Here is a 21216-nt window from a genome sequence, read left to right on the forward strand (position 1 = left end):
CCCGACTCTCCAGCACACGAAAGAGGCCCGTGTACCTGCTCCGGAACACCGTTCGACCCTATGCCTGGGGATCGACCACAGCGATCGCCGAGCTGTTCGGCCGGGAACCCTCCGGTGATCCCGAGGCTGAACTGTGGATCGGTGCGCACCCGGGGGCACCCTCGGCGCTGGTTCCGCCCGTGGACGGAAGCGAAACGCTCGACGAGTTGATTGCGGCCGATCCCGAACTGATGCTCGGCGCCGACACCGCCGGGCGTTTCGGCCCCGAGTTGCCTTTCCTGGCAAAAATCCTTGCGGCCGGGGCTCCCCTGTCCCTGCAGGTCCACCCCACACCCGAGCAGGCCCGGGCCGGGTACGCCGCGGAGGAGGAAGCCGGCGTGGACCGCGGTGCCCGGGAACGCAACTACAAGGACGGGAACTCCAAGCCCGAGATGATTCTCGCGCTCACGCCCTTCGAGGCGTTGTGCGGTTTCCGGAAGCCGGAGGACTCCGCGGGCCTCTTCCGTGCCGTCAATGCTGCGGTCACCGCCTCCGGCCGCGAGGTGCCCGACCTGCTGGAATGGATCGTGGCGGAGCTGTCCTCCGGCCATCCTGCCCCGGCGCGGCTGCAGTCCGTCTTCCGCACCCTTATTAATGACGGCGAATCCGTGCGTGAGGCCGTCGAACTTGCCGCGTCCGCCGTCGCGAAGCTCGACGGTGAATATGCCCGCGAAATGTCCACGCTGGCCGAGCTGAACGGCTACTACCCGGGGGACCCCGGTGTCCTGATCTCCCTGCTGCTTAACCGTGCTTCGCTGCAGCCCGGCGAAGCGGTCTACCTGCCGGCCGGCAATGTCCATGCCTACCTCAGCGGGTTGGGGGTGGAGGTTATGGCGGCCTCGGACAATGTCCTGCGGGGCGGGCTGACCCCTAAGCACATTGACGTACCCGAACTGCTTCGGACCGTGGATTTCCGTCCCTTGGGCGTCCCGTACCTGGCTGCCGAGGACACGGGGGCGGGTCAGCAGGTATTCCGCCCGCCGTTCGAGGAGTTCGCGCTCCAGCGCCTGGAGCTCGCTCAGGGACCTTCCGCCGCGCCCGGAGATCCGTTCCCGGCCGAAGCGCCGGTCCTGCAGCACGGACCGGCGGTCGTCATTGCGGTGCGGGGCACCATTGCCCTGACGTCCCCGGCGGGCAGCCTGACGCTCGAGGCCGGAGACAGTGCCTTCCTTCCGGCGTCCGAGGGACCCGTGGTGGCCCGGCTCGCTGCGGATTCCGCACAGCACGACGACGGCGCGCTTGCGTTTGCCGTGACGGTCGGGTCGGTTCCGGCCGGGGAAGCAGATGCCCCCCGGCTGGATATCGAGGCCTAGGCGGCTAGCGGCCCAGCCGGGCCTTCAGGGCGGCCGCTGCCCCGCGGGCCTTGCGCATTGCTGTCTTGGCCAGCGGCAGCGCGGTGGAGAAGACCGGATAGAGCGGGGACAGGGGCTTGTCCCAGGTGCCGGCCAGCTGATCCTCGTGCTTCGCCCAGCCCATCTTGAACTTCGACACCCCGTCATTGAGCAGGCCGTTGAAGTCGTACCGCGTGATCCCCCGCTCCTTCATGTCGGAGATGGCATGCCATTTGAGGGCGTAGTTCGCCCGTAGCCGTTCGCCCTCCTCCGTCATTCCGCCGTAGAGCTCGAACGAGGTGTAGTCACTGGTGGAAAGCCACAGGAAAGCGACCACGTCCTCGCCCTTGAAGGCAGCGTAGACCGGTGAATCCTCGCCGAGGTTGTCGAAGATATCCAGGTAGTAGGAATCCTCGTGGATGCCGAAGTTGGCCCGTTCGGCGGTCAGCTTGTACACGGCCAGGCATTTGGCGATTTCCCCGCGCGTCACGCGCCGGTAGGTCAGGTCCTCGCGCCCGGACTTGCGGATGTACTGCCGGTGTTTCTTGCTCATGTCCCCCGACAGGTCCTCGAGGCTGCGCTGCAGGTCCAGGATCAGCGTCCGGCCGATGAGGATGGTGTTTTCGCTGCTGCGGAAGCCCAGTCCGGGCAGCCCCGCCACCAGCTTCCCGTCCGCATCCCAATCGGGTTCGATGGACAAGGCCACGGCGGAATGGGTGCTCTTGACGTAATCCGCAACGGCGTCCAGGACTTCGAGTTCCCGCCCGGACTCGCCCTGCGGGCCGCGGGGAATGTAGGCAAGGGCCCGGAAGGGGAAGGGAAGCGCACGCAGCAGGACCTGCGCGCATCCGAGGACCGTGCCGGCGTCGTCGCTCACCAGGACGCGGTCTACGTTCCATCCGTGGTCTGCCTTGGTCTTCCCCCAGCCCCACAACTGCTGCGGATGTCCGCGGAAGCGGTTCACGGTTTCGTTCCAGGAAGCAGCATCGGAGCAGGAGGTAACGCGCAGTGTCATGCCTTCCAGCCTACTTGGCTCCGCTGCCACACCCGAAAAGCGGCGGTACCGGCGCCTTACAAACAGCTGATGCTGCCCGGCGGATCCGCCGGGCAGCATCAATTGCGTCTTGTCAGTTCGGGTCCTGCGTCAGCGCCTAGTTGGAGCGGGCGTAGGACTCCCACTTGTGTGCCTGGTGTTCGCCGTCCACCACGCGGATGGTGCCGGACTTGGAGCGCATCACGATCGACTGGGTCAGGACCCGGTCCTTCTTGTAGCGGACGCCGCGCAGCAGGTCGCCGTCGGTGATTCCGGTAGCGGCAAAGTAGCAGTTATCGCTCGTGACCAGGTCATTGGTGGACATCACGCGGTCCAGGTCATGTCCGGCGTCGATGGCCTTCTGCTTCTCGTCGTCGGAGGTCGGCCACAGCCGGCCCTGAATGACGCCGCCCAGCGTCTTGATCGCGCAGGCGGTGATGATGCCCTCGGGGGTGCCGCCGATGCCCATCAGGGCGTCGACGTCGGTGCCTTCGCGCGCTGCAGCGATGCCGCCGGCGACGTCGCCGTCCATCAGCATCCGGGTGCGCGCACCGGCGTCGCGGATTTCCTGCACCAGCGGCTTGTGCCGGTCCCGCTCCAGGATCATCACATTGAGCTGGTTGATTTTCTTGCCCTTGGCCTTGGCAATCAGGTGCAGGTTCTGCTTCACCGGAAGGCGGAGGTCCACCATGTCTGCGGCTTCGGGTCCCGTGACCAGCTTTTCCATGTAGAAGACAGCCGAGGGATCAAACATGGTGCCGCGTTCCGCGACGGCCAGCACGGCAAGGGCGTTGTTGATGCCCAGTGCAGTCAAGCGGGTGCCGTCGATCGGATCCACCGCGACATCGCAGAGGGCTCCGGTGCCGTCACCGACGTGCTCACCGTTGTAGAGCATCGGCGCTTCGTCTTTTTCGCCTTCGCCGATCACCACCACGCCGTTGAAGTGGACCGTGGAAATGAGCGAGCGCATGGCGTCAACGGCAGCACCGTCTGCCGCGTTCTTGTCGCCGAAGCCCACCCAGTGGCCGCCGGCGATGGCCGCCGCCTCGGTGACTCGGACGAGTTCCAGGGCCAGGTTGCGGTCCGGCTCGGAGTCCCCGACTGCCAATGCGGGGGAAAGTGTGGAGTACTGGGCACCTTTGGACACGTCAAACCTCATCTTCGAAATTATGATGTAGAAATTCTGCTGTAAACGTCTGCGGACACCGCCAAAAGCGGGTGGCCTTTGTCCGATCATAGTCTGCGTGCCCCCCGTCACCACCTCAGGCAAAAGATTTCGGCGGCCGCCGTTACTCGGAGTAGGACATCGCATCCGAATAAGAGAATATGGATGGGTGAGTGAAACGCAGCCCGATCCCCAGCAGACCGATGAACCCGTAACGCCGGTATTGACCGCCAAGCAGGCCAAGCGGGCCAATGCCACCGTGATAGGCATGCTGATCGCCACCGGACTCACGCTGGCGCTGTGCCTGGTGCCCGTGCTGCTGAATCCCGCGCCCAAGATGCAGGCCCGCAACGTCGATGTTGCTGCCGCTGCCAACCAGGCTGCCGGAGACGCCGGCTACCAGCCGCTGGCTCTGGAGCTTCCGGATGGGTGGAGTGCCAACTACGCCCGCTGGAACGCCGGGACCAACGACGGCGTCCCGAACTGGGAAGTCGGATATGTCACCCCGGATACCGAGTTCATCTCCCTGACGCAGACCAACGCCGCCAATCCCACCTGGATCTTCGAGCACAGCGGCAACTCGACCGTGTCCGGTGAACGGCCGGCAGGCGGAGTCTCCTGGGAGCTGCGCGATTCCTCCAACGCGGACTCAACACTGGTCGGGGAAATCGACGGGCAAACCGTGATCCTCACCGGATCCGCCGACCTGGCGGAATTCGATGTGCTCGCCGAACACGCGGTCCGAGAACTGCGCGGCAACTGACCGTGACGGCTGCGGGCGTCACGTGTAGGCACCACCGGTTCCCGTAGGAGTAACCTCGATAGCGTGGAAACAGCGAGCGAAAAGATCATCACACCCGCCCAGGCCTGGCAGAAGCTGCGCGAAGGCAACGAACGTTTCGTAGCCGGCACCGCCAGCCACCCCAATCAGGACGCGCCTCGACGCAGTTCGCTGGTTGAGGGGCAGAACCCGTTTGCAGTGATTTTCGGCTGCTCGGATTCCCGCCTCGCCGCCGAGATCATCTTCGACCTCGGTCTCGGGGACGCGTTTGTGGTCCGCACCGCCGGGCAGGTCATTGACGACGCCGTGCTCGGCTCGCTGGAGTACAGCGTGGGCACGCTGGGCGTGCCCCTCATTGTGGTGCTGGGCCATGACAACTGCGGCGCCGTTACTGCCGCCAAGGCCACCGTGGACACGGGCGAAATGCCCACCGGGTACGTCCGCACCCTCGTGGAGCGGATCACTCCGTCCGTGCTGGCGGCGCAGCGCAAGGACCTGCACGAAGTCAATGACATGGTGGTTGAACACACCAAGCAGACCGCGGAACGCCTGGTGGAAAGCTCCCGCCTCATTTCCGCGGCAGTGGAGGAAGGGCGAGTTGCGGTCATCGGCCTGTCCTACCGGCTGGCGGAAGGCAACGCCGAGCTCGTCTCCGGCTTCGGCGCCCTCGAGCATCCCGCCGTCGTGCGTTCGTCGCTGCCCACGTAGCGGTTATCACTGCGGCGCCTTCGGAGATTAGGCTTGGGGGCATGACTTCTGACACCTCCGAATACCGCATCGAACACGACACCATGGGTGAGGTCCGCGTTCCGGCCTCCGCCCTCTACCGCGCCCAGACCCAGCGCGCGGTCGAGAACTTCCCCATTTCCGGCACCACGCTGGAACCCTCGCACATCGAAGCGCTCGCCCGGATCAAGAAGGCCGCCGCGACCGCCAACGCGGAACTGGGAGTACTCGACGACGAGCGCGCCCGGGCCATTGAAAAGGCCGCCGACGCCGTCGCCGCCGGCACCTACAATGACCAGTTCCCGATCGACATCTTCCAGACGGGCTCCGGCACCTCCTCGAACATGAACACCAACGAGGTCCTCGCGGAGCTCGCCACCCGGGCGCTGAAGGATGCCGGCAGCGAGACCACTGTCCACCCCAACGACCATGTGAACGCCTCGCAGTCCTCCAACGACGTTTTCCCGACGTCGGTGCATGTTGCCGCCACGTCCGCCCTGATCAATGACCTGGTCCCCGCCCTCGAGCACCTTGCCGTGTCCCTGGAGCGCAAGGCCGAAGAATTCAAGGACGTCGTCAAGTCCGGGCGAACCCACCTGATGGACGCCACTCCGGTCACCCTTGGCCAGGAATTCGGCGGCTACGCCGCACAGGTGCGCTACGGCATCGAGCGCGTACAGGCATCCCTGCCCCGCGTAGCCGAAGTCCCGCTGGGCGGCACCGCCGTCGGCACCGGCATCAACACTCCTGCCGGATTCCCGCAGCGCGTGATCGAACTGCTGGCAGCTGACACCGGCCTGCCGCTGACCGAGGCGCGGGACCACTTCGAAGCGCAGGCCAACCGCGACGCACTGGTCGAGGTGTCCGGCATGCTGCGCACCATCGCCGTGTCCTTCTCCAAGATCGCGAACGACCTGCGTTGGATGGGTTCGGGCCCCAACACCGGCCTGGGCGAAATTGCCATCCCGGACCTGCAGCCGGGCTCCTCGATCATGCCGGGCAAGGTCAACCCCGTCATCTCCGAGGCCGTCCTGCAGGTCGCCGCGCAGGTAGTGGGCAACGACGCCGCCGTGGCCTGGGCCGGAACCTTCGGTTACTTCGAACTCAACGTGGGCATCCCGGTGATCGCCGCGAACCTGCTCGAGTCCATCCGGCTCCTGGCGAACTCCTCCCGCGTGATGGCGGACAAGATGATCGACGGCATCGAAGCAAACGTCGAGCGCGCCCGCTACCTGGCCGAGGCTTCCCCGTCCATCGTGACTCCGCTGAACAAGTTCATCGGCTACGAAAACGCTGCGAAGATCGCCAAGTACTCGGTCAAGGAAGGCAAGACCATCCGCCAGTCCGTCGAGGACCTCGGTTACGTGGAGCGCGGCGAGCTCACGGTTGAACAGCTGGACAAGGCACTGGACGTCCTGTCCATGACGAAGCCGCCGCAGGCCTAACGGACACTGCTGCCCAGCAAGGCAGGCCCGCCGAAGGAGCGTCCGGATCCCCGGGCGCTCCTTCGTTTTGCCCGGCAACCGGAAATTTGCACCTGCGGACCACAAGTGCAAAACTCTACTCCGTGACGAAGGGTGCAACAGGAGACTGCGGACTGCGGGAGCGCAAGCGGACGGCCACCCGGGCCGCCATCACGGCACAGGCCCGCATCCTGACCGCCGCCAACGGTGTCAACGGCTTCACCGTCGAACAGCTGTGCGAACAGGTCGGCATTTCCCGCCGGACGTTTTTCAACTACTTCCCTGCCAAGGAAGATGCCATCCTGGGTTCACCCGCAGATGACCTTCCCGAGGATCTGGTTCAGCGCTTCATTGACGGCGGAGCAGGCTCCGCAGGCGAAGGAACCTCCCCCACCCTGGTTGCCGACTTCGTGGACCTGGCCGTCGGCATGACCGAACGCATGGCCATGTCCCGCTCGGAGATGGCCCAGCTGAAGGACGCTGTCAGCGCCGAACCCCGGCTCATCTCCAAGGCCATGCGCGGCTCGCAGGAGACCGAGGAAACCTTTGCGCGGTTAGTAGCTGCCCGGGAGTCCCTGCCGGCCGATGACCCACGCGTCCGGGCAACCGTTGCCGTCCTCGGAGCACTGGTCCAGCGTGCCGGGCTCCGCTTCTTCGATCCGTCCAACACCGATTCCTACCGCAGCATCCTCGTCACCGAGGTCAACGCGGCCATCGACGTGTTTTCGTCCGCGCCTCCACTCTCCGTCGAACCGACGGACCACCGCCCTGCATCCACCGCCCCTGCCGATACCGCCAAGGACACGTAAATGACCTCCACCACCGAGCGTGCTTCCGGGCCGCTTCTGCTGACCCAGAAACGCATCTGGATCATCTTTTCCGCCCTGATCGCGGGCATGCTGCTTTCCAGCCTCGACCAGACCATTGTGTCCACCGCCATGCCCACCATCGTGGGAGAACTGGGCGGCGTCGAGCATCAGACCTGGATCACCACCGCTTATCTGCTGGCCACCACCATCGTGATGCCCATCTACGGCAAGTTCGGTGACGTGCTGGGCCGGCGCAACCTGTTCCTGTTCGCCATTGTCCTGTTCACTGCGGCATCGGTTGGATGTGCCTTCGCCACCGATTTCTGGGGCTTCGTGATCTTCCGGGCCATTCAGGGCCTTGGCGGCGGCGGCCTGATGATCCTGTCGCAGGCCATCATTGCGGACATTGTGCCGGCCGACCAGCGCGGCAAGTACCTCGGCCCGCTGGGCGGCATCTTCGGTCTGTCCGCCGTTGCCGGACCCCTGCTGGGCGGCTTCTTCGTGGACCACATGACTTGGCAGTGGGCGTTCTACATCAACATCCCGATCGGCATCGCTGCCTTCCTGATCGCCTTCTTCACCCTGACGCTGCCGAGCAAGAAGGCAACCAAACGGATCGACATCGCCGGCGTGGTGCTGCTGTCCATTGCCACCACCTGCCTGATTTTCTTCACGGACTTCGGCGGCAGCGACGAGCGCGGCTGGACCGACCCGCTGACCCTGGCCTTCGGTGCCGGGATGCTGGTCGCGGCAACCCTGTTCGTCATGGTGGAAAACCGCGTCGCGGACCCGATCATCCCGATGAGCCTGTTCCGGAACCCGATCTTCGTCAACAGCACGGCCATCGGCTTCACCCTGGGCATGGGCATGTTCGCCGCCCTTGCCTTCGTGCCGACCTTCCTGCAGATGTCCACCGGCACCTCGGCCGCGGTCTCCGGCCTGCTGATGCTGCCGATGATGGTAGGCATGATGGGTACCTCGATCTACTCGGGTCTCGCCATCACCAAGCACGGCACCTACAAGAAGTACCCGATCATGGGTGCGGCCCTGGTGATCGCTGCCATGCTCTGGATGACCACCCTCTCGGCCGACACCCCGGTCTGGGTGATCTGCGCACAGCTGTTCGTCTTCGGCGCCGGGCTCGGCTACATCATGCAGGTGGTGGTCCTGGTGGTGCAGAACTCCGTCCCCGTGGACCAGATCGGCACCGCGACCTCCAGCAACAACTACTTCCGCGAGGTCGGTGCCTCCCTGGGCGTGGCCATCTTCGGTGCCATGTTCACCTCGCGCCTTTCGGACAACCTGAATGAGGTCTTCACCAAGGCCGGCTTCGATCCTTCCGCGGCCGGGGAGGCCACCGCGACCCTGCAGCCGTCCGTCATGAACGACCTGCCGGAACCGATCCGGGACGGCATTGTCACCGCCTATGCCGATTCGCTGGCCCCCGTTTTCTGGTATTTGATCCCGTTCCTGGTCATCGCGCTGGTCCTGGCCTTCTTCCTGAAGCAGATCCCGTTGTCAGACGTCGCCGGAATGGTGGCCCGCGGGGAAGCCGTCGCCGGCCCGGAGGCGGACCGGCTGGAGGCCGAACGCCTGGCCGCACTCAAGGGAACCGGTGCGCAGGCCGCCGGCCCTGCTGCGGAAGCCGGCCCCAAAGAAGCCGGCCCCAAAGAAGCCGGCCCGGCAAAAGCCTCAGAGCCTCCGCTGCCGGCTCCGGAGAACCCCGACCGGGAGAAGTAGCGGCTTCGCTGCCTTAACCGGCGAAAGGGCCGTCCCGCTGCTGCGGGGCGGCCCTTTCCCGTTCGGGGAGGGGTCAGCGGCTCAGCGTTCGAAGACCGGCACGCCGTCGGCCGTCAGGGCCAGGTCAATCAGCATTCGGTGCCGTTCGCTCAGGGGCGGCAGGGCGTCCAGGTGGTACCAGCCCACCTCGGTGGACTCGTCGTCGTTCACGCGCGCCTCCCCCGACACATACCGGCAGCTGAAAGCCAGGTTCAGGAAGGAGCAGACATCGCCGTTGGGGAAGGTAACCGGCCCGTGGGCGCCGACGTGGATGAGGTGCTCCAGTTCGGCCCGGATGCCGGTTTCCTCTTCCACTTCACGCACGGCTCCCGGCCCTGCTTCCTCCCCCGGTTCGAGCATTCCGGTGATCAAGGCCCAGCGTGCGTTGTCCGCGCGGCGGCCCAGCAGCACCTGCCCTTCCGCGTTGAACACCACGGCCGTGACGCCGGGAAGCCAGAGCGGATCATGTCCTATCCGCTTCCGCAGGGACAGGACAAAATCAGGGGTAGGCATGCTTCTACTGTAGGGCAGGGGCCAACATGGCCACGGCGGCCCCCAGGAGCAGGAACGGACCGAATGCCACCGTTGACGACGCCGTTCCCCGCCGGGCGAGGATCAACGCCACTCCCCAGAGTCCGCCGAAAACAAATGCAGCCACTATCCCCGCCAGGACGTGGCCTGCGCCGAGGAAACCCAGATAGAGGCCCAGCAGCCCGGCAAGCTTAACGTCCCCGAAGCCCATGCCGGCCGGACTGAGCAGCCGCAGGGCAAAAAACCCGATCCACAGCGCAGCGGCCCCCACCAGCATTGCGCCGACGCGGTCCGGCTCGCCGGCGGCCAGCGCCGCACCGGCCAGCAGCGCCCCGGCTACCGGATAGGACGGCAGGACCAGGGCGTTGGGCAGGCGCCGGGTACGGACATCGATCACGGCCAGCCGGACGGCGACGGCTGCAAACCACACGAGCGCCGCACCAAGCAGCACCACGGCAACGGATGGACCCGCTTCACCGTTGGCGCCTGCTGCCCAATAGCCCGCCAGGATGCCCACCATGGAACCACCGTAGCCTGAGGCCCGCCCGGTTCAGGGGTCCTGGCCTGCGGCTGTGGACAAGCTAGCCGATCTGCCCTTCCTCCAGCAGTTCGGTCACGAGTGCGGCAATCGGCGAGCGCTCCGAGCGGGTGAGCGTCACGTGTCCAAAGAGCGGATGGCCCTTGAGCGTCTCCACCACGGCGGCCACGCCGTCGTGCCGGCCCACCCGCAGGTTGTCCCGCTGTGCGACGTCGTGGGTCAGGACCACCTTGGAGTTCTGTCCGATCCGTGACAGGACCGTGAGCAGGACGTTCTTCTCCAGGGACTGTGCCTCGTCCACGATCACGAAGGCGTCATGGAGTGAACGGCCCCGGATGTGGGTCAGGGGCAGCACCTCGAGCATGCCGCGGTCCAGGACCTCCTCCACCACCTCCGCGGAGACCAGCGCCTCAAGGGTGTCGAAGACCGCCTGGCCCCAGGGGCCCATTTTCTCGGACTCCGTGCCGGGCAGATAACCAAGCTCCTGGCCGCCCACGGCGTAGAGCGGCCGAAACACCATCACCTTGCGGTGTTCCCTGCGTTCGAGCACCGCTTCCAGCCCGGCGCACAGGGCCAGCGCGGACTTACCCGTGCCTGCCCGGCCGCCCAGCGAAACAATGCCCACCTCCGGGTCCATCAGCAGGTCGATGGCCAGCCGCTGTTCGGCAGAGCGTCCGTGCAGCCCGAAGACGTCCCGGTCCCCGCGGACCAGCCGCAGCCGCTTATCCGCCCCCACCCGGCCAAGGGCCGAGGAGCGTCCGGCCATCAGCACCGTGCCGGTGTTGACGGGCAGGTCCGCGGCTTCGGGGATCAGCAGCGGCTGGTGGTCGTACAGCAGCGCCATGTCCGCGTCGGAGATTTCCAGTTCCGCCACACCGGTCCAGCCCGAATCCCGGACGAGTTCGTTGCGGTACTCATCCGCCGCCAGTCCCATCGCCGAGGCCTTCACCCGCATGGGCAGGTCCTTGGACACCACTGTCACGTTCCGGCCGCCGTCGGACAGGCTCTTGGCCACGGCGAGGATCCGGCTGTCATTGTCGCTGCCCCGGATGCCCGCCGGCAGCACGTCCGTGGAGATGTGGTTCAGCTCCACCCGCAGTGTGCCGCCGCTCTCTCCCAACGGGATGGGCGCCCCGAGCCCGCCGTGCTGGACCCGGAGGTCGTCCAGCAGCCGCAGCGCGTTCCGGGCAAAATACCCGAGTTCGGGATCCTGGCGCTTGCGCTCCAGTTCGGTGATGACCACCAGGGGAAGGATCACTTCATGTTCGGCGAAACGGAGGATCGCCCGCGGATCGGACAATAGCACCGAGGTGTCCAGCACAAAGCTGGCCCGCTCCTGCACTTGCTGTTCAGCTGCCACGTGGAACTCCCGTCAGGGGCGCCCCAGGGCCCCGGTCGCTGGATGTATTCCATCCCGATGTTGCGTTGGACGTTCCGCCCGCTGCCTCAGCCGGGCCGGTAGCACCAAAGTACGCCCGCAGGCCGCAGTCCCGCAGCAGGACACGGCCGTTCCCGGCCTGCCGGCCCTGCGGAGAAGCCGCTAGGAGCCGAAGCGCCGCTGCCGGCTGGCGTAATCGCGCAGGGCACGCAGGAAATCGACCCGCCGGAAATCCGGCCAGAGCGCTTCGCAGAAGTAGAACTCGCTGTAGGCGCTCTGCCACATCAGGAAGCCGGAGAGGCGCTGCTCGCCGGAGGTCCTGATGACCAGCTCCGGATCCGGCTGGCCGCGGGTGTAGAGGTATTCGGAAATCTTGGTGTCGCAGATTTCCTCGGTCACTTCCGCGATGCCCTTGCCTTCGGCTTCGGCGTCCCGCAGAAGTTCCTTGACGGCGTCGACGATTTCCCGGCGTCCGCCGTAACCGATCGCCACGTTGACATGCAGCCCGTCGGCGTCGCCAGTGCTTTCGCCAAGCTCAGTGAGCTGTTTGGCCAGCCGCGACGGGAGGATCTCCAGTGCCCCAACCGGCTGGACCCGCAGGTTGCCTTGTTCACCCAGCCGGTCCAGGGTGTTGCCGATAATATCGAGCAGCGGTTCCAGTTCGTCCGCATCGCGGTTCAGGTTGTCCGTGGAGAGCATGTAGAGGGTAACCATCCGCACCCCGAGCTCCTGGCACCACCCCAGGAACTCCAGGATCTTGTCCGCTCCGGCCTGGTGCCCGTCGCTGGTCGGCGCCCCGGCGAGTTTGGCCCACCGCCGGTTTCCATCCACCATCACCCCGATGTGTTCGGGGATACGGTCTCCGATAAGGGACCGCCGCAGCTTACGCTCATAGTAGGCGTAGACAACACCGGGGAATTTCATTGTTTGCCTCACGTGCCTGGGATCCGGAGCGGGGACCGCCAAGGGTCCCGCATACCCCGGGTCTGCCCATAGGATAAAAATCTTCTCTTAGGCTACCGCTAGCTCGGCTCGCCGAAGCGCATATCTGCGCCGCCGTCTGCTTACCGGACCGTAACTTACCGGGACGTAGGTTAGAATTTCCGTTATGGATTCGTCACCATTTTCCGCCCCGTCTCCGGGAGTTCCCGCACAGCACGACCCCGAATCACGGACCACGCCCGGCCCCTTGGAAAACGCCGTTGAAGCAGTAGCCGAAGAACTGGAGATCAAGCCCAGGCTGCGCGGCTGGCTGCATGCCGGCGCCACTCCCCTTGCCCTGGCGGCGGGGATCATCCTTGTAGTCCTGGCACCGACGACGGACACCCGGATTGCCTCCGCAATCTACGCCTTTACGGGCGTGCTGCTGTTCGGCACCAGCGCCGTCTACCACCGCGGCAACTGGTCCCCGAAGGTGAAAGTGGTGCTCAAGCGCCTGGACCACACGAACATCATGCTGGTCATTGCCGGTTCCTACACCCCGCTGGCGTGGTCCCTCCTGCCCCGGGACAGCGCGGTCACGCTGCTGTGGATCATCTGGTCCGGTGCCCTGGTGGGCGTCGCGTTCCGGCTCCTGTGGCTCCACGCGCCCCGCTGGCTCTACACACCCGTCTACATTGCGCTGGGGTGCGCGTCCCTGTTCTACATTCCGGATTTCTACGGGACCAACCCGACGGCCGCCATCCTCATCTGCGTGGGCGGGGCCATGTACATTGCCGGTGCCGTTATGTATGCCATGAAGAAGCCCAATCCCTCGGTGGACTGGTTCGGCTTCCATGAGATCTTCCACGCCTTTACCCTGGCTGGATTCGCCGCCCACTACGTCGCCATCATGATGGCCGTCCGCGCGGTGGCAGGCTAGGAGTCCAGCGTGCGGAACTGGGCCGCCAGTTCCTCCGGATCCGCCACCGGCCGGCTGCAGACCATCCCCCGGCAAAGGTAGGCCAAGGCACCGCCGTCCGGCGCGGGCCGGTCCCGCAGCAGCGGCACCGCTGTTTCCCCTCCGGAGCCGCTGGCTACGACCACGGCGGGCCCGCCCGCGGCCCGCCCGGTCCGAAGCAGCTCACGCACCAGCCGCGGATCGCTGCCTGTGACGGCGAGTTCGCGGGGACCCTCCAGCGCCTGTACCAGGACGGACATCGCCCAGCCGCCGGCGCGCGGGGCCCGTGCCGCCACCAGCTGAACATGGGACAGCAGCGCTTCTGCGAGGGCACGGTGCCGGGAGGATCCGGAATAGGCCGCGTAAGTCACCAGCACACCGGCAAAAAGCGCTGTGCCGCTGGGGGTGGGGCCGTCCATCGGATCGGCGGCCGAGAGCGAACCCTGCGCGGCCGCCAGCTGGTCCGTGCGCACAGCGGTGTCCTGCAGGACGCCGTCCACGATGAAGCGCTGCTCTGCGGCCAGTACCAGCTCCTCTGCGGCGCGGTACCACTGTTCCTCACCGGTGGCGGCGAAGAGCGCAAACATTCCCTCGGCGACCCCGGCATAATCTTCGAGCAGGCCCTCGATGCCGGCGGCCGTGCCGGCATGGGACACCCGCGCCAACAGACCGTTCCGGTAGTGGACACGCAGCAGGTAACCGGCAGCGTCCCGGGCCAGGTCGAGGATGATTGCTGCCTTCTCCCCCGGGTCTCCGGCATCGTCAAGTGCCAGGGCGGCGTCGGCCAGGCCGGCGATGGCCAGGCCGTTCCATCCGGCCACCACTTTGTCGTCGCGGTCCGGCTGGGGCCGCCGGTCCCGTACGGCCAGCAGCGCAGGCCGCACGCGCTGCCAGAGCCGGTCCTCCTCCGGCTGCAGGACGCGCCCGAAGTGCAGGGTGGACCCGCCGTCCTCCATCCGGCCGGTTTCCAGGTCCAGCAGGGACAGGACCGCATCGGGGTCGGCGCCGGAACCGGACAGGACCGTGCGGAGCTCGTCGGGAGTCCAAACATAGGTGGCACCTTCCCGGCGGTGCCCGTCCACGAGGGTGTCGGCGTCGAGCGAGGACGCAAATCCTCCCCCCTCGACGCGCAGCCGCTTGGCCAGCCAGGCTGCGGTATCGGCGCTCACCTGCAGCGCCAGGTGCCGCTGGTCCTCCGAGGGCGCCGAACGGCTCCAGTGGGCGTAGAGGCGCAGCAGCTGGGCATTGTCGTAAAGCATTTTTTCAAAGTGCGGGATGGCCCAGGCCCGGTCCACGGTGTACCGGGCGAAGCCGCCTTCGAGCTGGTCGTACAGTCCGCTGCGGGCCATGGTTTCCAGGGTTCGGTCAGCCACGGACGCGGCGGCGCCGGCAGCCGGCCGGTCAGTGGATCCGTAAACCAGGAGGAACCGCAGCAGGGGCGACGGCGGGAACTTCGGGGCACCGCCCAGCCCGCCGAAACGCTGGTCAACTTGTTCGAGCACCGCGTCCACCGCGGCCTCGAGCACCTCGCCTGAGAGCGGACCGGACTCGGCCGTCACCTCCAGGCTGCCGATCAGCCGCCGGTTTCCCGCCTGGGCGGAGGCAAGGTGTGCGGCAATCTGGGCGGCGCTTGCTTCGACTTCGGCCGGGCGGTCCCGCCAGGCGGAGGAAACCGCTTCCATAACCTGCTGGAAGGACGGCATACCCTGCAGCTGCCGGGGCGGAAAATAGGTGCCGGCATAGAAGGTGCGGCCGTCCGGCAGGGTAAACACGCTCATCGGCCAGCCGCCCTGGCCGGTCAGCGCCTGCGTAGCTGCCATGTACACGGCGTCGACGTCGGGACGTTCCTCGCGGTCCACCTTCACCGACACGAAGTGCTCATTCAGGTACCGCGCCGTGGCTGCGTCCTCGAACGATTCGTGCGCCATGACATGGCACCAATGGCAGGCCGCGTAACCCACGGAGATAAAGACGGGAACATTCCGGCGCCGGGCTTCGGCAAAGGCTTCCTCACTGAAGGGCCACCAGTCGACGGGGTTGTCCGCATGCTGGCGCAGGTAGGCCGACGCCTGGTCCCTCAGTCTTTCAGCCATGGCTTTCTCCTTACCGGAGGTGGTCCCAGGTGGTGTCCCGTTCCTCCGGCGCACCGGGGGTGCCCTTTGCAGGCGCGGTTCCGGAGGCGTCGCGCTCCGCGCTCTCCTGGGCAGCTTCCTGGGTGGCCAGCACCTGTTCGCGGTAACGGACCCTGCGGATGCGTTTGGTCATATCGCGGATCAGGAAGATGATCGCAATCACCACGAAGAGCGTGAAGAGGAACCCCAGGGTTCCCGGGGTGACGTCTTCTGCGGCAACTCCCGGTGCGAGGGACTCCTCGGGTGCCGGAGTGGCGGCCGTAGCCAGGCTGTACAGGAAGTTCACGGTATATCTCTCTTTTAGCCAATACTGCGGCGGAACCTACGTTCCCAGGGTCTATCGTATGCCAGCGAACAGGTCGGTTTCAGGCAGGTCAGTGTCCACGCGCGACTCAATCAGGGAGTAGTCCTCCCAGGGCCAGACCTTGCGCTGCAGATCCGGGCTGACCGCGAAAAAGAAGCCGTTCGGATCCACCTGCGTGCGGTGGCTGCGCAGGGCTTCGTCCCGCACTTCGAAGAAGTCGCCGCACTCGATCTGCGTGGTGGTCGCATGAGTGGGAGCGGGCGGCTGGTGGCCTTCCGCATCGGTTTCCTGCCAGGCGGCGATCCGCTCCGCGTACGGGGACTCCAGGCCGGCCTCTTCCAGGGCAAAGTGCAGGGCACGGAACCGCTCCGGGTTGAAGGCCCTGTCGTAGTAGAGCTTCGACGGTTCCCACGCGGCCCCTGTCCCGGGGTACCGCTCCGGATCGCCGGCCGCGGCGAACGCCTCCACGGCGACCTTGTGGGCCATGATGTGGTCCGGGTGCGGATAGCCGCCGTTTTCGTCGTAACTGATGATGACGTGCGGCCGGAACTCGCGGACCAGCTTCACCAGGGGCGCCGCAGCCCGCTCCAGCGGCTGCAGGGCGAAGCAGCCAAAGGGCAGGTCCGGCAGCGGATCGCCCTCGGGCAGCCCGGAATCCGTGAATCCAAGCCAGCGGTGCCGGACTCCCAGGGCCGCCTGTGACGCGGCCATTTCACGCCGGCGCAGTCCGGCCAGATCCCGCTTGCCTGCGGGATCATCTTCGGCACCGGGGTTGAGGATGGATCCCCGTTCCCCTCCGGTGCAGGTGGCAACCATCACTTCGACGCCGGCGGCGGCATAGGAGGCCATCATGGCCGCGCCCTTGCTCGCCTCGTCGTCGGGGTGGGCATGCACCGCGAGCAGGCGCAGCGGGGCGGTAGGCCGGGAATCGGTGCTTTCGCGGGCAGACAAGGCAACTCCTGAGGTAAGCGGAAAACGACGGTGGAATCGAGAAGCTAAAATGGGCCTGTGAGCACTTCGGAAGGTCAGCCCGAGACGTCGGCACCCCATCAGCCGGACGTTTCCACGTCCGAGTCCAGATTAGCCAATCGCTACGGCGCGCCAAAGCGGCGCCTGTCGCGGCGGGCGCGGATCATCGGCACGTCGGCCGCGGTGGCCGCCGGCATAGTGGCCGCGGCGTGGATGAACATCCCCGCCTCCACCGGAACGGTCACGTCGAAGGACGTGGGCTTTACCTTTCCGGAGGACGGCCGTGTGGCGGTGGATTTCAAGGTCGACAAATCGCCCGGAAGCACCGCTGCCTGCGCCATTCAAGCGCTGAACGAGAGTTACGCCGTCGTGGGCTGGAAGACGGTTGTCCTGGGTCCGGATGCTCCGGAAAGCAGCACCCAGCGGGTTGAACTCCGCACGGACTCCCCGGCAGTTACCGGCGGTGTCTCCTCCTGTTGGATAGTGGACGAGGGCTAGCCCCGTAAGACGTCCCGCCCGCATATTGGGTTATGTGCGCGGGCAAACTACTATGGGAACTTACGACATGCCCCGCCCAGGTGTCCGGCTGGTCTTTGGTAGACATTCCAAACCAGTTGGTCTCCGCCCGGCGGGGTCTTTGCTTGTCAGGCCAATCCGGCCGGCGGGCATTCAGCCATGCCGGACCAATGGATGGCCCGGACGTTTATATAAGGAGATACCCGTGTCAACCAACAGCGCATCTGTCGCCTGGCTCACGCAGGAGTCTTACGACCGCCTGAAGGCGGAACTGGATCACCTGTCCGGCCCCGGTCGGACGGAAATCGTTGCCCGCATCGAGCAGGCACGGTCCGAGGGCGACCTCAAGGAAAACGGCGGCTACCACGCAGCCAAAGAGGAACAGGGCAAGGCTGAGGCCCGGATCCGGCAGCTGACGCAGCTCCTTGAAAGTGCACAAGTTGGTGAATCTCCGGCCGACGACGGCGTCGTGGAGCCGGGCATGCTGGTGGAAGCCCGCGTCGCCGGCGATGTGGAGACCTTCCTGCTGGGCAGCCGTGAGATCGCCGGCGACGGCAATATCGACGTCTACAGCGAAAAGTCTGCGCTGGGTGCGTCCATCCAGGGCCTCAAGGCCGGGGACAGCACTACCTACACCGCACCGAACGGCAAGAACATCTCCGTCGAGATCATCTCTGCCAAGCCCTACACCGGGTAGGTTTTCCACGGTTCGGTGGTGGCGGGCTCTCCTACGGGAGGGCCCGCTTTTGCGTTGATGCGCGGCGGTCGTGCCGCAGCACGACGGCGGCCAGCACGCCGCCCATCGCGCCGAACAGGTGCGCCTGCCAGGAGACGCCCAGCGAGGTGGGGAAAAGGCCCCAGAGAATGGATCCGTACACCAGGAACAACACGCCGCTGAGCAGGATCTGCCCGATATTGCGGTTATAGAAGCCGCGGACAATCAGATACGCGAATAAACCGAACACCACACCGGAGACGCCCACGGTCAGTCCGCTGCCGAACAGCCATACCCCGATTCCAGAGCACAGCCAGGATATGGCAAGCACCGAAACGAACCGCCGCACCCCCTCCAGCAGCGTCAGGAACGAAAAGACGATCAAGGGGAGCGTGTTGCCCAGGAGATGGGACGTCCCGCCGTGGAGCAGCGGAGCGAACACCACGCCGTCGAGCCCCTCAAGCTGCCTCGGCAGGATGCCCAGCAGCGGAAAGAGGACCGGTTTGAAGAGCAGCGTAAGCAGGTACACCGCCCAGAGTACGGCGGCGAACAGGAGCGACCCGGCCAGGGCAGTGCGTGCACGGGAGGCAGCCATCGGCTTAACCCTCCAGCACTACGGGTTGGAAGCCAACAGTGCGCAGGTTCTTCAGCACCAGTTCGCAGTGCTCGTGGCCCTTTGTTTCCATGTTGATGGTGATCGCTACGTCTCCCATGCTGATTGATCCTCCTACCCTCGTGTGGTCCACTCCGGTGACGTTGGCGTCCGCTTCCGCGATGATCCGCGAAATGGTGGCCAGCGACCCGGGACGGTCGTCAAGGAGGATGCGGACCACCAGGTAACGGCCCGCAGCCGCCAGTCCCCGTTGGATGACCTTCAGCATCAGCATCGGGTCGATGTTGCCGCCGGAGAGGATGACCGCCGTGTTTCCAGGATTGTCGATTTTCCCGTCCATCAATGCAGCCACGCCCACGGCTCCGGCCGGTTCCACGACCATCTTGGCACGCTCGAGAAGGAAAATCAGTGCGCGGGCAAGGGAATCCTCGCTCACGGTCACCACATCGTCCACCAGTTCACGGATGATCGAAAAGGGCAGTTGCCCGGGCCGTCCGACGGCGATGCCGTCCGCGATGGTGCTGACCCTGGTCAGGGGTACCAGCGCGTCGGCAGCCAGTGACGGCGGATAGGACGCAGCGTTTTCCGCCTGCACTCCGATGATCCGGATCTCACGGCCCAGTTCCCGTGCACGGGACTTGATCGCGACGGCGACGCCGGCAAGCAGGCCGCCGCCGCCCACCCCCATCAGCACGGTGTCCAGGTCCGGTATCTGGTCCAGGAGCTCAAGTCCGATGGTCCCCTGACCGGCCACCACATCCACGTTGTCGAACGGATGGACAAAGACGGCACCGGTTTGGTCGGAGTACCGCTGGGCCTCTCCCAGGGCCTCGTCGACGGTATGGCCGTGAAGGACGACCTCCGCGCCGTGTCCCCTGGTGGCGGCCAGCTTGGGCAGCGCCACTCCCTGCGGCATATAGATCCGGGCGGAAATACCCAGGCGCGCCGCAGCTACGGCCACACCCTGTGCGTGGTTGCCGGCAGAGGCGGCCACCACTCCCCTGGCTTTGTCCGCGGGAGACAGCTTGGCCATGCGGACATAGGCGCCGCGGACCTTGAACGAACCTGCCCGTTGGAGGTTTTCGCATTTGAGGTGAACCGGCGAGCCGATTTCGCGGGCCAGGGCCCGTGATGACTCGACGGGTGTGTGGGCAATGACTCCGTCGAGGAGCTTCGCCGCAGCCCGGATATCGTCCAGGGTGACGGGCAACTGCGACAGATCGGTCATTTGCGGTGCTCTTCCTCTGTAGCCAACGTATCCACCGTGCCGGAACCGTGTTCCCCCGACACAGGGTTATCGCCGTCGTCGTTCTCTTCCCCCTCCTGTTCCATAGCCGGGTCGTCCTCCCAGCCGCGGGCCGCTATATAGCGGACCATCGTGTTGAGGATGGCCAGCAGCGGCACTGAAAACAGGGCTCCGGGAACCCCTGCGGCGAGGGTGCCCCCAGTGACTGCCAGGATCACGGCCAGGGGGTGGAGGGAGACGGCCTTGCCCATGACCAGCGGCTGGAGGATGTGGGATTCCAGTTGCTGCACCAGCAGGACGATGCCCAGCATGATCAGCGCGTTGACTCCGCCGTTTGCCACCAATGCCAGCAGGACCGCCACGAAGCCGGTGACAAACGCACCTACCAACGGAACGAACGAGCCCAGGAAGACCAAAACCCCGAGGGGCAGGGCGAGCGGTACACCGATGAGGGCTGCGCCGCCGCCGATGCCGATGGCATCGATGAGCGCCACCACCACCTGCACCCGCACGTAGTTGACCATGGATTCCCAGCCATGGATGCCGGCTCCGTAGGCAGCGGGCCGTGCCCGGCGCGGCAGTAGTCCGGAAGTGAACTCCCAGATCCGGCGGCCGTCCAGCAGGAAGAAAACCAAGGCGAAGAGGGTCAGCAGGATGCCGGCGGCGAAGTGGCCGGCACTGCTGCCCACGCTCAGGGCACCGGAGAGGATGTTGGCCGAATTGTCCTGCAGCGTGGTCGTGGCTTCGTTGAACAGCGAGTCCATGTCGCCTGCGGTGATGTTCAGCGGACCGTCGGACAGCCAGCCCTGGATCTGGCGGACCCCCGCAAGCGTTTCTCCCCAGAGATCCCGGAACCCGAGGGCAAGCTGCCGTCCCACCAAGGTCAGGGCAGCGATAACGACGCCGAGGAAGGCCACGATGGTCACAGCAACCGACAGACCGCCGGGGAGCCGGTTCCGCCGGAGCCAACTCGAAACCGGGGACAGCAGCCCGGCCAGCAGGGCGGCGATCATCAGCGGAATGATCAGCAGCGAGAAGTGGCTGAGGATCCAGATAAGCCCGGCGCCGACGATCAGGACAATGCCGAGGCGCCAGGCCCAGGCGGCACTGACCCGCAGGGCGAAAGGGACCTCGTCGTTGTTCCGGTTGGAATTCGCCGCTGCTGCCTGCAGCACGCGGGGCGCCGCTGTGCGTCGCGCATGGGGTTTCATGGGGCCATCTTTCCATACCGGGCTTGGGCAGGGACCCCTCTTTACGTGCCTATCCGCG

At 66.0% G+C, this 21216-nt stretch carries 21 protein-coding genes; 9 read left to right on the plus strand and 12 right to left on the minus strand.

The window, feature by feature from the left end:
• Nucleotides 1-29: 29 nt before the first annotated feature.
• Nucleotides 30-1352, plus strand: coding sequence for a mannose-6-phosphate isomerase, class I (gene manA, locus LOC56_RS11890; protein WP_229952470.1), 1323 nt, complete (start codon nt 30-32; stop codon nt 1350-1352).
• Nucleotides 1353-1356: 4 nt separating this feature from the next.
• On the opposite strand, the gene LOC56_RS11895 is transcribed toward manA, so the two are convergent.
• A complete protein-coding gene (locus tag LOC56_RS11895) occupies nt 1357-2385 on the minus strand; it encodes a lipid II:glycine glycyltransferase FemX (RefSeq protein WP_229952471.1) in 1029 nt (342 codons plus the stop codon).
• Between the two features lie 136 nt (nt 2386-2521).
• Nucleotides 2522-3562: a class II fructose-bisphosphatase gene (gene glpX, locus LOC56_RS11900; RefSeq protein WP_229952472.1), complete on the minus strand. Its 1041-nt coding sequence runs from the start codon at nt 3560-3562 to the stop codon at nt 2522-2524.
• 175 nt (nt 3563-3737) lie between these two features.
• On the opposite strand from glpX, the gene LOC56_RS11905 reads away from it, so the two are divergent.
• The 5 genes from LOC56_RS11905 (at nt 3738) to LOC56_RS11925 (ending at nt 9087) form a co-directional block, all read left to right on the plus strand.
• Entirely contained in the window at nt 3738-4331 is a 594-nt protein-coding gene (locus tag LOC56_RS11905; protein ID WP_229952473.1) for a DUF4245 domain-containing protein, read from the plus strand.
• Between the two features lie 63 nt (nt 4332-4394).
• On the plus strand, nt 4395-5057 hold the full coding sequence (locus LOC56_RS11910; RefSeq protein ID WP_229952474.1) for a carbonic anhydrase: 663 nt from the start codon (nt 4395-4397) through the stop codon (nt 5055-5057).
• A 41-nt stretch (nt 5058-5098) separates the two neighbouring features.
• Nucleotides 5099-6520 carry a class II fumarate hydratase gene (locus tag LOC56_RS11915; RefSeq protein WP_229952475.1) on the plus strand — a complete coding sequence of 474 codons (1422 nt, stop codon included), beginning with the start codon at nt 5099-5101 and terminating at the stop codon, nt 6518-6520.
• 122 nt (nt 6521-6642) lie between these two features.
• Nucleotides 6643-7347 (plus strand): TetR/AcrR family transcriptional regulator, encoded by a 705-nt coding sequence (locus LOC56_RS11920; RefSeq protein WP_229952476.1) that lies wholly within the window; start codon nt 6643-6645, stop codon nt 7345-7347.
• Nucleotides 7348-9087, plus strand: a complete 1740-nt coding sequence (locus tag LOC56_RS11925) for an MDR family MFS transporter (RefSeq protein WP_229952477.1) — start codon at nt 7348-7350, stop codon at nt 9085-9087.
• A gap of 81 nt (nt 9088-9168) precedes the next feature.
• Here LOC56_RS11925 and LOC56_RS11930 read toward each other — a convergent pair whose 3' ends face one another.
• The 4 genes from LOC56_RS11930 to LOC56_RS11945 all read right to left on the minus strand — a co-directional run bounded on the left by LOC56_RS11930 (nt 9169) and on the right by LOC56_RS11945 (nt 12497).
• Nucleotides 9169-9639, minus strand: coding sequence for an NUDIX hydrolase (locus LOC56_RS11930; protein ID WP_229952478.1), 471 nt, complete (start codon nt 9637-9639; stop codon nt 9169-9171).
• 4 nt (nt 9640-9643) lie between these two features.
• A complete protein-coding gene (locus LOC56_RS11935; RefSeq protein ID WP_229952479.1) occupies nt 9644-10177 on the minus strand; it encodes a prepilin peptidase in 534 nt (177 codons plus the stop codon).
• A gap of 61 nt (nt 10178-10238) precedes the next feature.
• Nucleotides 10239-11555 (minus strand): PhoH family protein, encoded by a 1317-nt coding sequence (locus LOC56_RS11940; RefSeq protein ID WP_229952480.1) that lies wholly within the window; start codon nt 11553-11555, stop codon nt 10239-10241.
• A gap of 180 nt (nt 11556-11735) precedes the next feature.
• The gene (locus LOC56_RS11945) at nt 11736-12497 is read right to left on the minus strand and encodes an isoprenyl transferase (RefSeq protein ID WP_229952481.1); all 762 of its coding nucleotides are present in this window, start codon (nt 12495-12497) and stop codon (nt 11736-11738) included.
• Between the two features lie 184 nt (nt 12498-12681).
• On the opposite strand from LOC56_RS11945, the gene trhA reads away from it, so the two are divergent.
• Complete coding sequence (trhA, locus tag LOC56_RS11950) at nt 12682-13434, plus strand: PAQR family membrane homeostasis protein TrhA (RefSeq protein ID WP_229952482.1); 753 nt, start codon at nt 12682-12684, stop codon at nt 13432-13434.
• Here trhA and LOC56_RS11955 read toward each other — a convergent pair.
• The 3 genes from LOC56_RS11955 to mca are packed head-to-tail and all read right to left on the minus strand — an operon-like array spanning nt 13431 to nt 16839.
• Nucleotides 13431-15545: a thioredoxin domain-containing protein gene (locus tag LOC56_RS11955; protein ID WP_229952483.1), complete on the minus strand. Its 2115-nt coding sequence runs from the start codon at nt 15543-15545 to the stop codon at nt 13431-13433. The genes trhA and LOC56_RS11955 overlap by 4 nt on opposite strands.
• Before the next feature lie 10 nt (nt 15546-15555).
• Nucleotides 15556-15870 carry a hypothetical protein gene (locus LOC56_RS11960; protein ID WP_229952484.1) on the minus strand — a complete coding sequence of 105 codons (315 nt, stop codon included), beginning with the start codon at nt 15868-15870 and terminating at the stop codon, nt 15556-15558.
• A 51-nt stretch (nt 15871-15921) separates the two neighbouring features.
• Nucleotides 15922-16839 (minus strand): mycothiol conjugate amidase Mca, encoded by a 918-nt coding sequence (gene mca / locus LOC56_RS11965; protein ID WP_229952485.1) that lies wholly within the window; start codon nt 16837-16839, stop codon nt 15922-15924.
• Between the two features lie 57 nt (nt 16840-16896).
• Between mca and LOC56_RS11970 the strand changes: the two genes are divergently transcribed.
• Both LOC56_RS11970 and greA read left to right on the plus strand, forming a co-directional pair.
• Complete coding sequence (locus LOC56_RS11970) at nt 16897-17355, plus strand: DUF4307 domain-containing protein (RefSeq protein WP_229952486.1); 459 nt, start codon at nt 16897-16899, stop codon at nt 17353-17355.
• Nucleotides 17356-17578: 223 nt separating this feature from the next.
• The gene (greA, locus tag LOC56_RS11975) at nt 17579-18070 is read left to right on the plus strand and encodes a transcription elongation factor GreA (RefSeq protein WP_227924248.1); all 492 of its coding nucleotides are present in this window, start codon (nt 17579-17581) and stop codon (nt 18068-18070) included.
• A gap of 31 nt (nt 18071-18101) precedes the next feature.
• Here greA and LOC56_RS11980 read toward each other — a convergent pair whose 3' ends face one another.
• From LOC56_RS11980 to LOC56_RS11990, 3 genes are read right to left on the minus strand one after another with little or no spacing between them, the layout of a single operon-like run.
• Nucleotides 18102-18683 (minus strand): rhomboid family intramembrane serine protease, encoded by a 582-nt coding sequence (locus LOC56_RS11980; RefSeq protein WP_229952487.1) that lies wholly within the window; start codon nt 18681-18683, stop codon nt 18102-18104.
• A 4-nt stretch (nt 18684-18687) separates the two neighbouring features.
• Nucleotides 18688-19929, minus strand: a complete 1242-nt coding sequence (gene ilvA / locus LOC56_RS11985; RefSeq protein ID WP_229952488.1) for a threonine ammonia-lyase — start codon at nt 19927-19929, stop codon at nt 18688-18690.
• Nucleotides 19926-21158, minus strand: a complete 1233-nt coding sequence (locus LOC56_RS11990; protein WP_229952489.1) for an AI-2E family transporter — start codon at nt 21156-21158, stop codon at nt 19926-19928. Before LOC56_RS11990 ends, ilvA begins: the two co-directional genes overlap by 4 nt.
• Nucleotides 21159-21216 lie beyond the last annotated feature (58 nt).

The sequence above is a fragment of the Arthrobacter sp. zg-Y179 genome, from assembly GCF_020907345.1.
Classification (GTDB): domain Bacteria; phylum Actinomycetota; class Actinomycetes; order Actinomycetales; family Micrococcaceae; genus Arthrobacter_B; species Arthrobacter_B jinronghuae.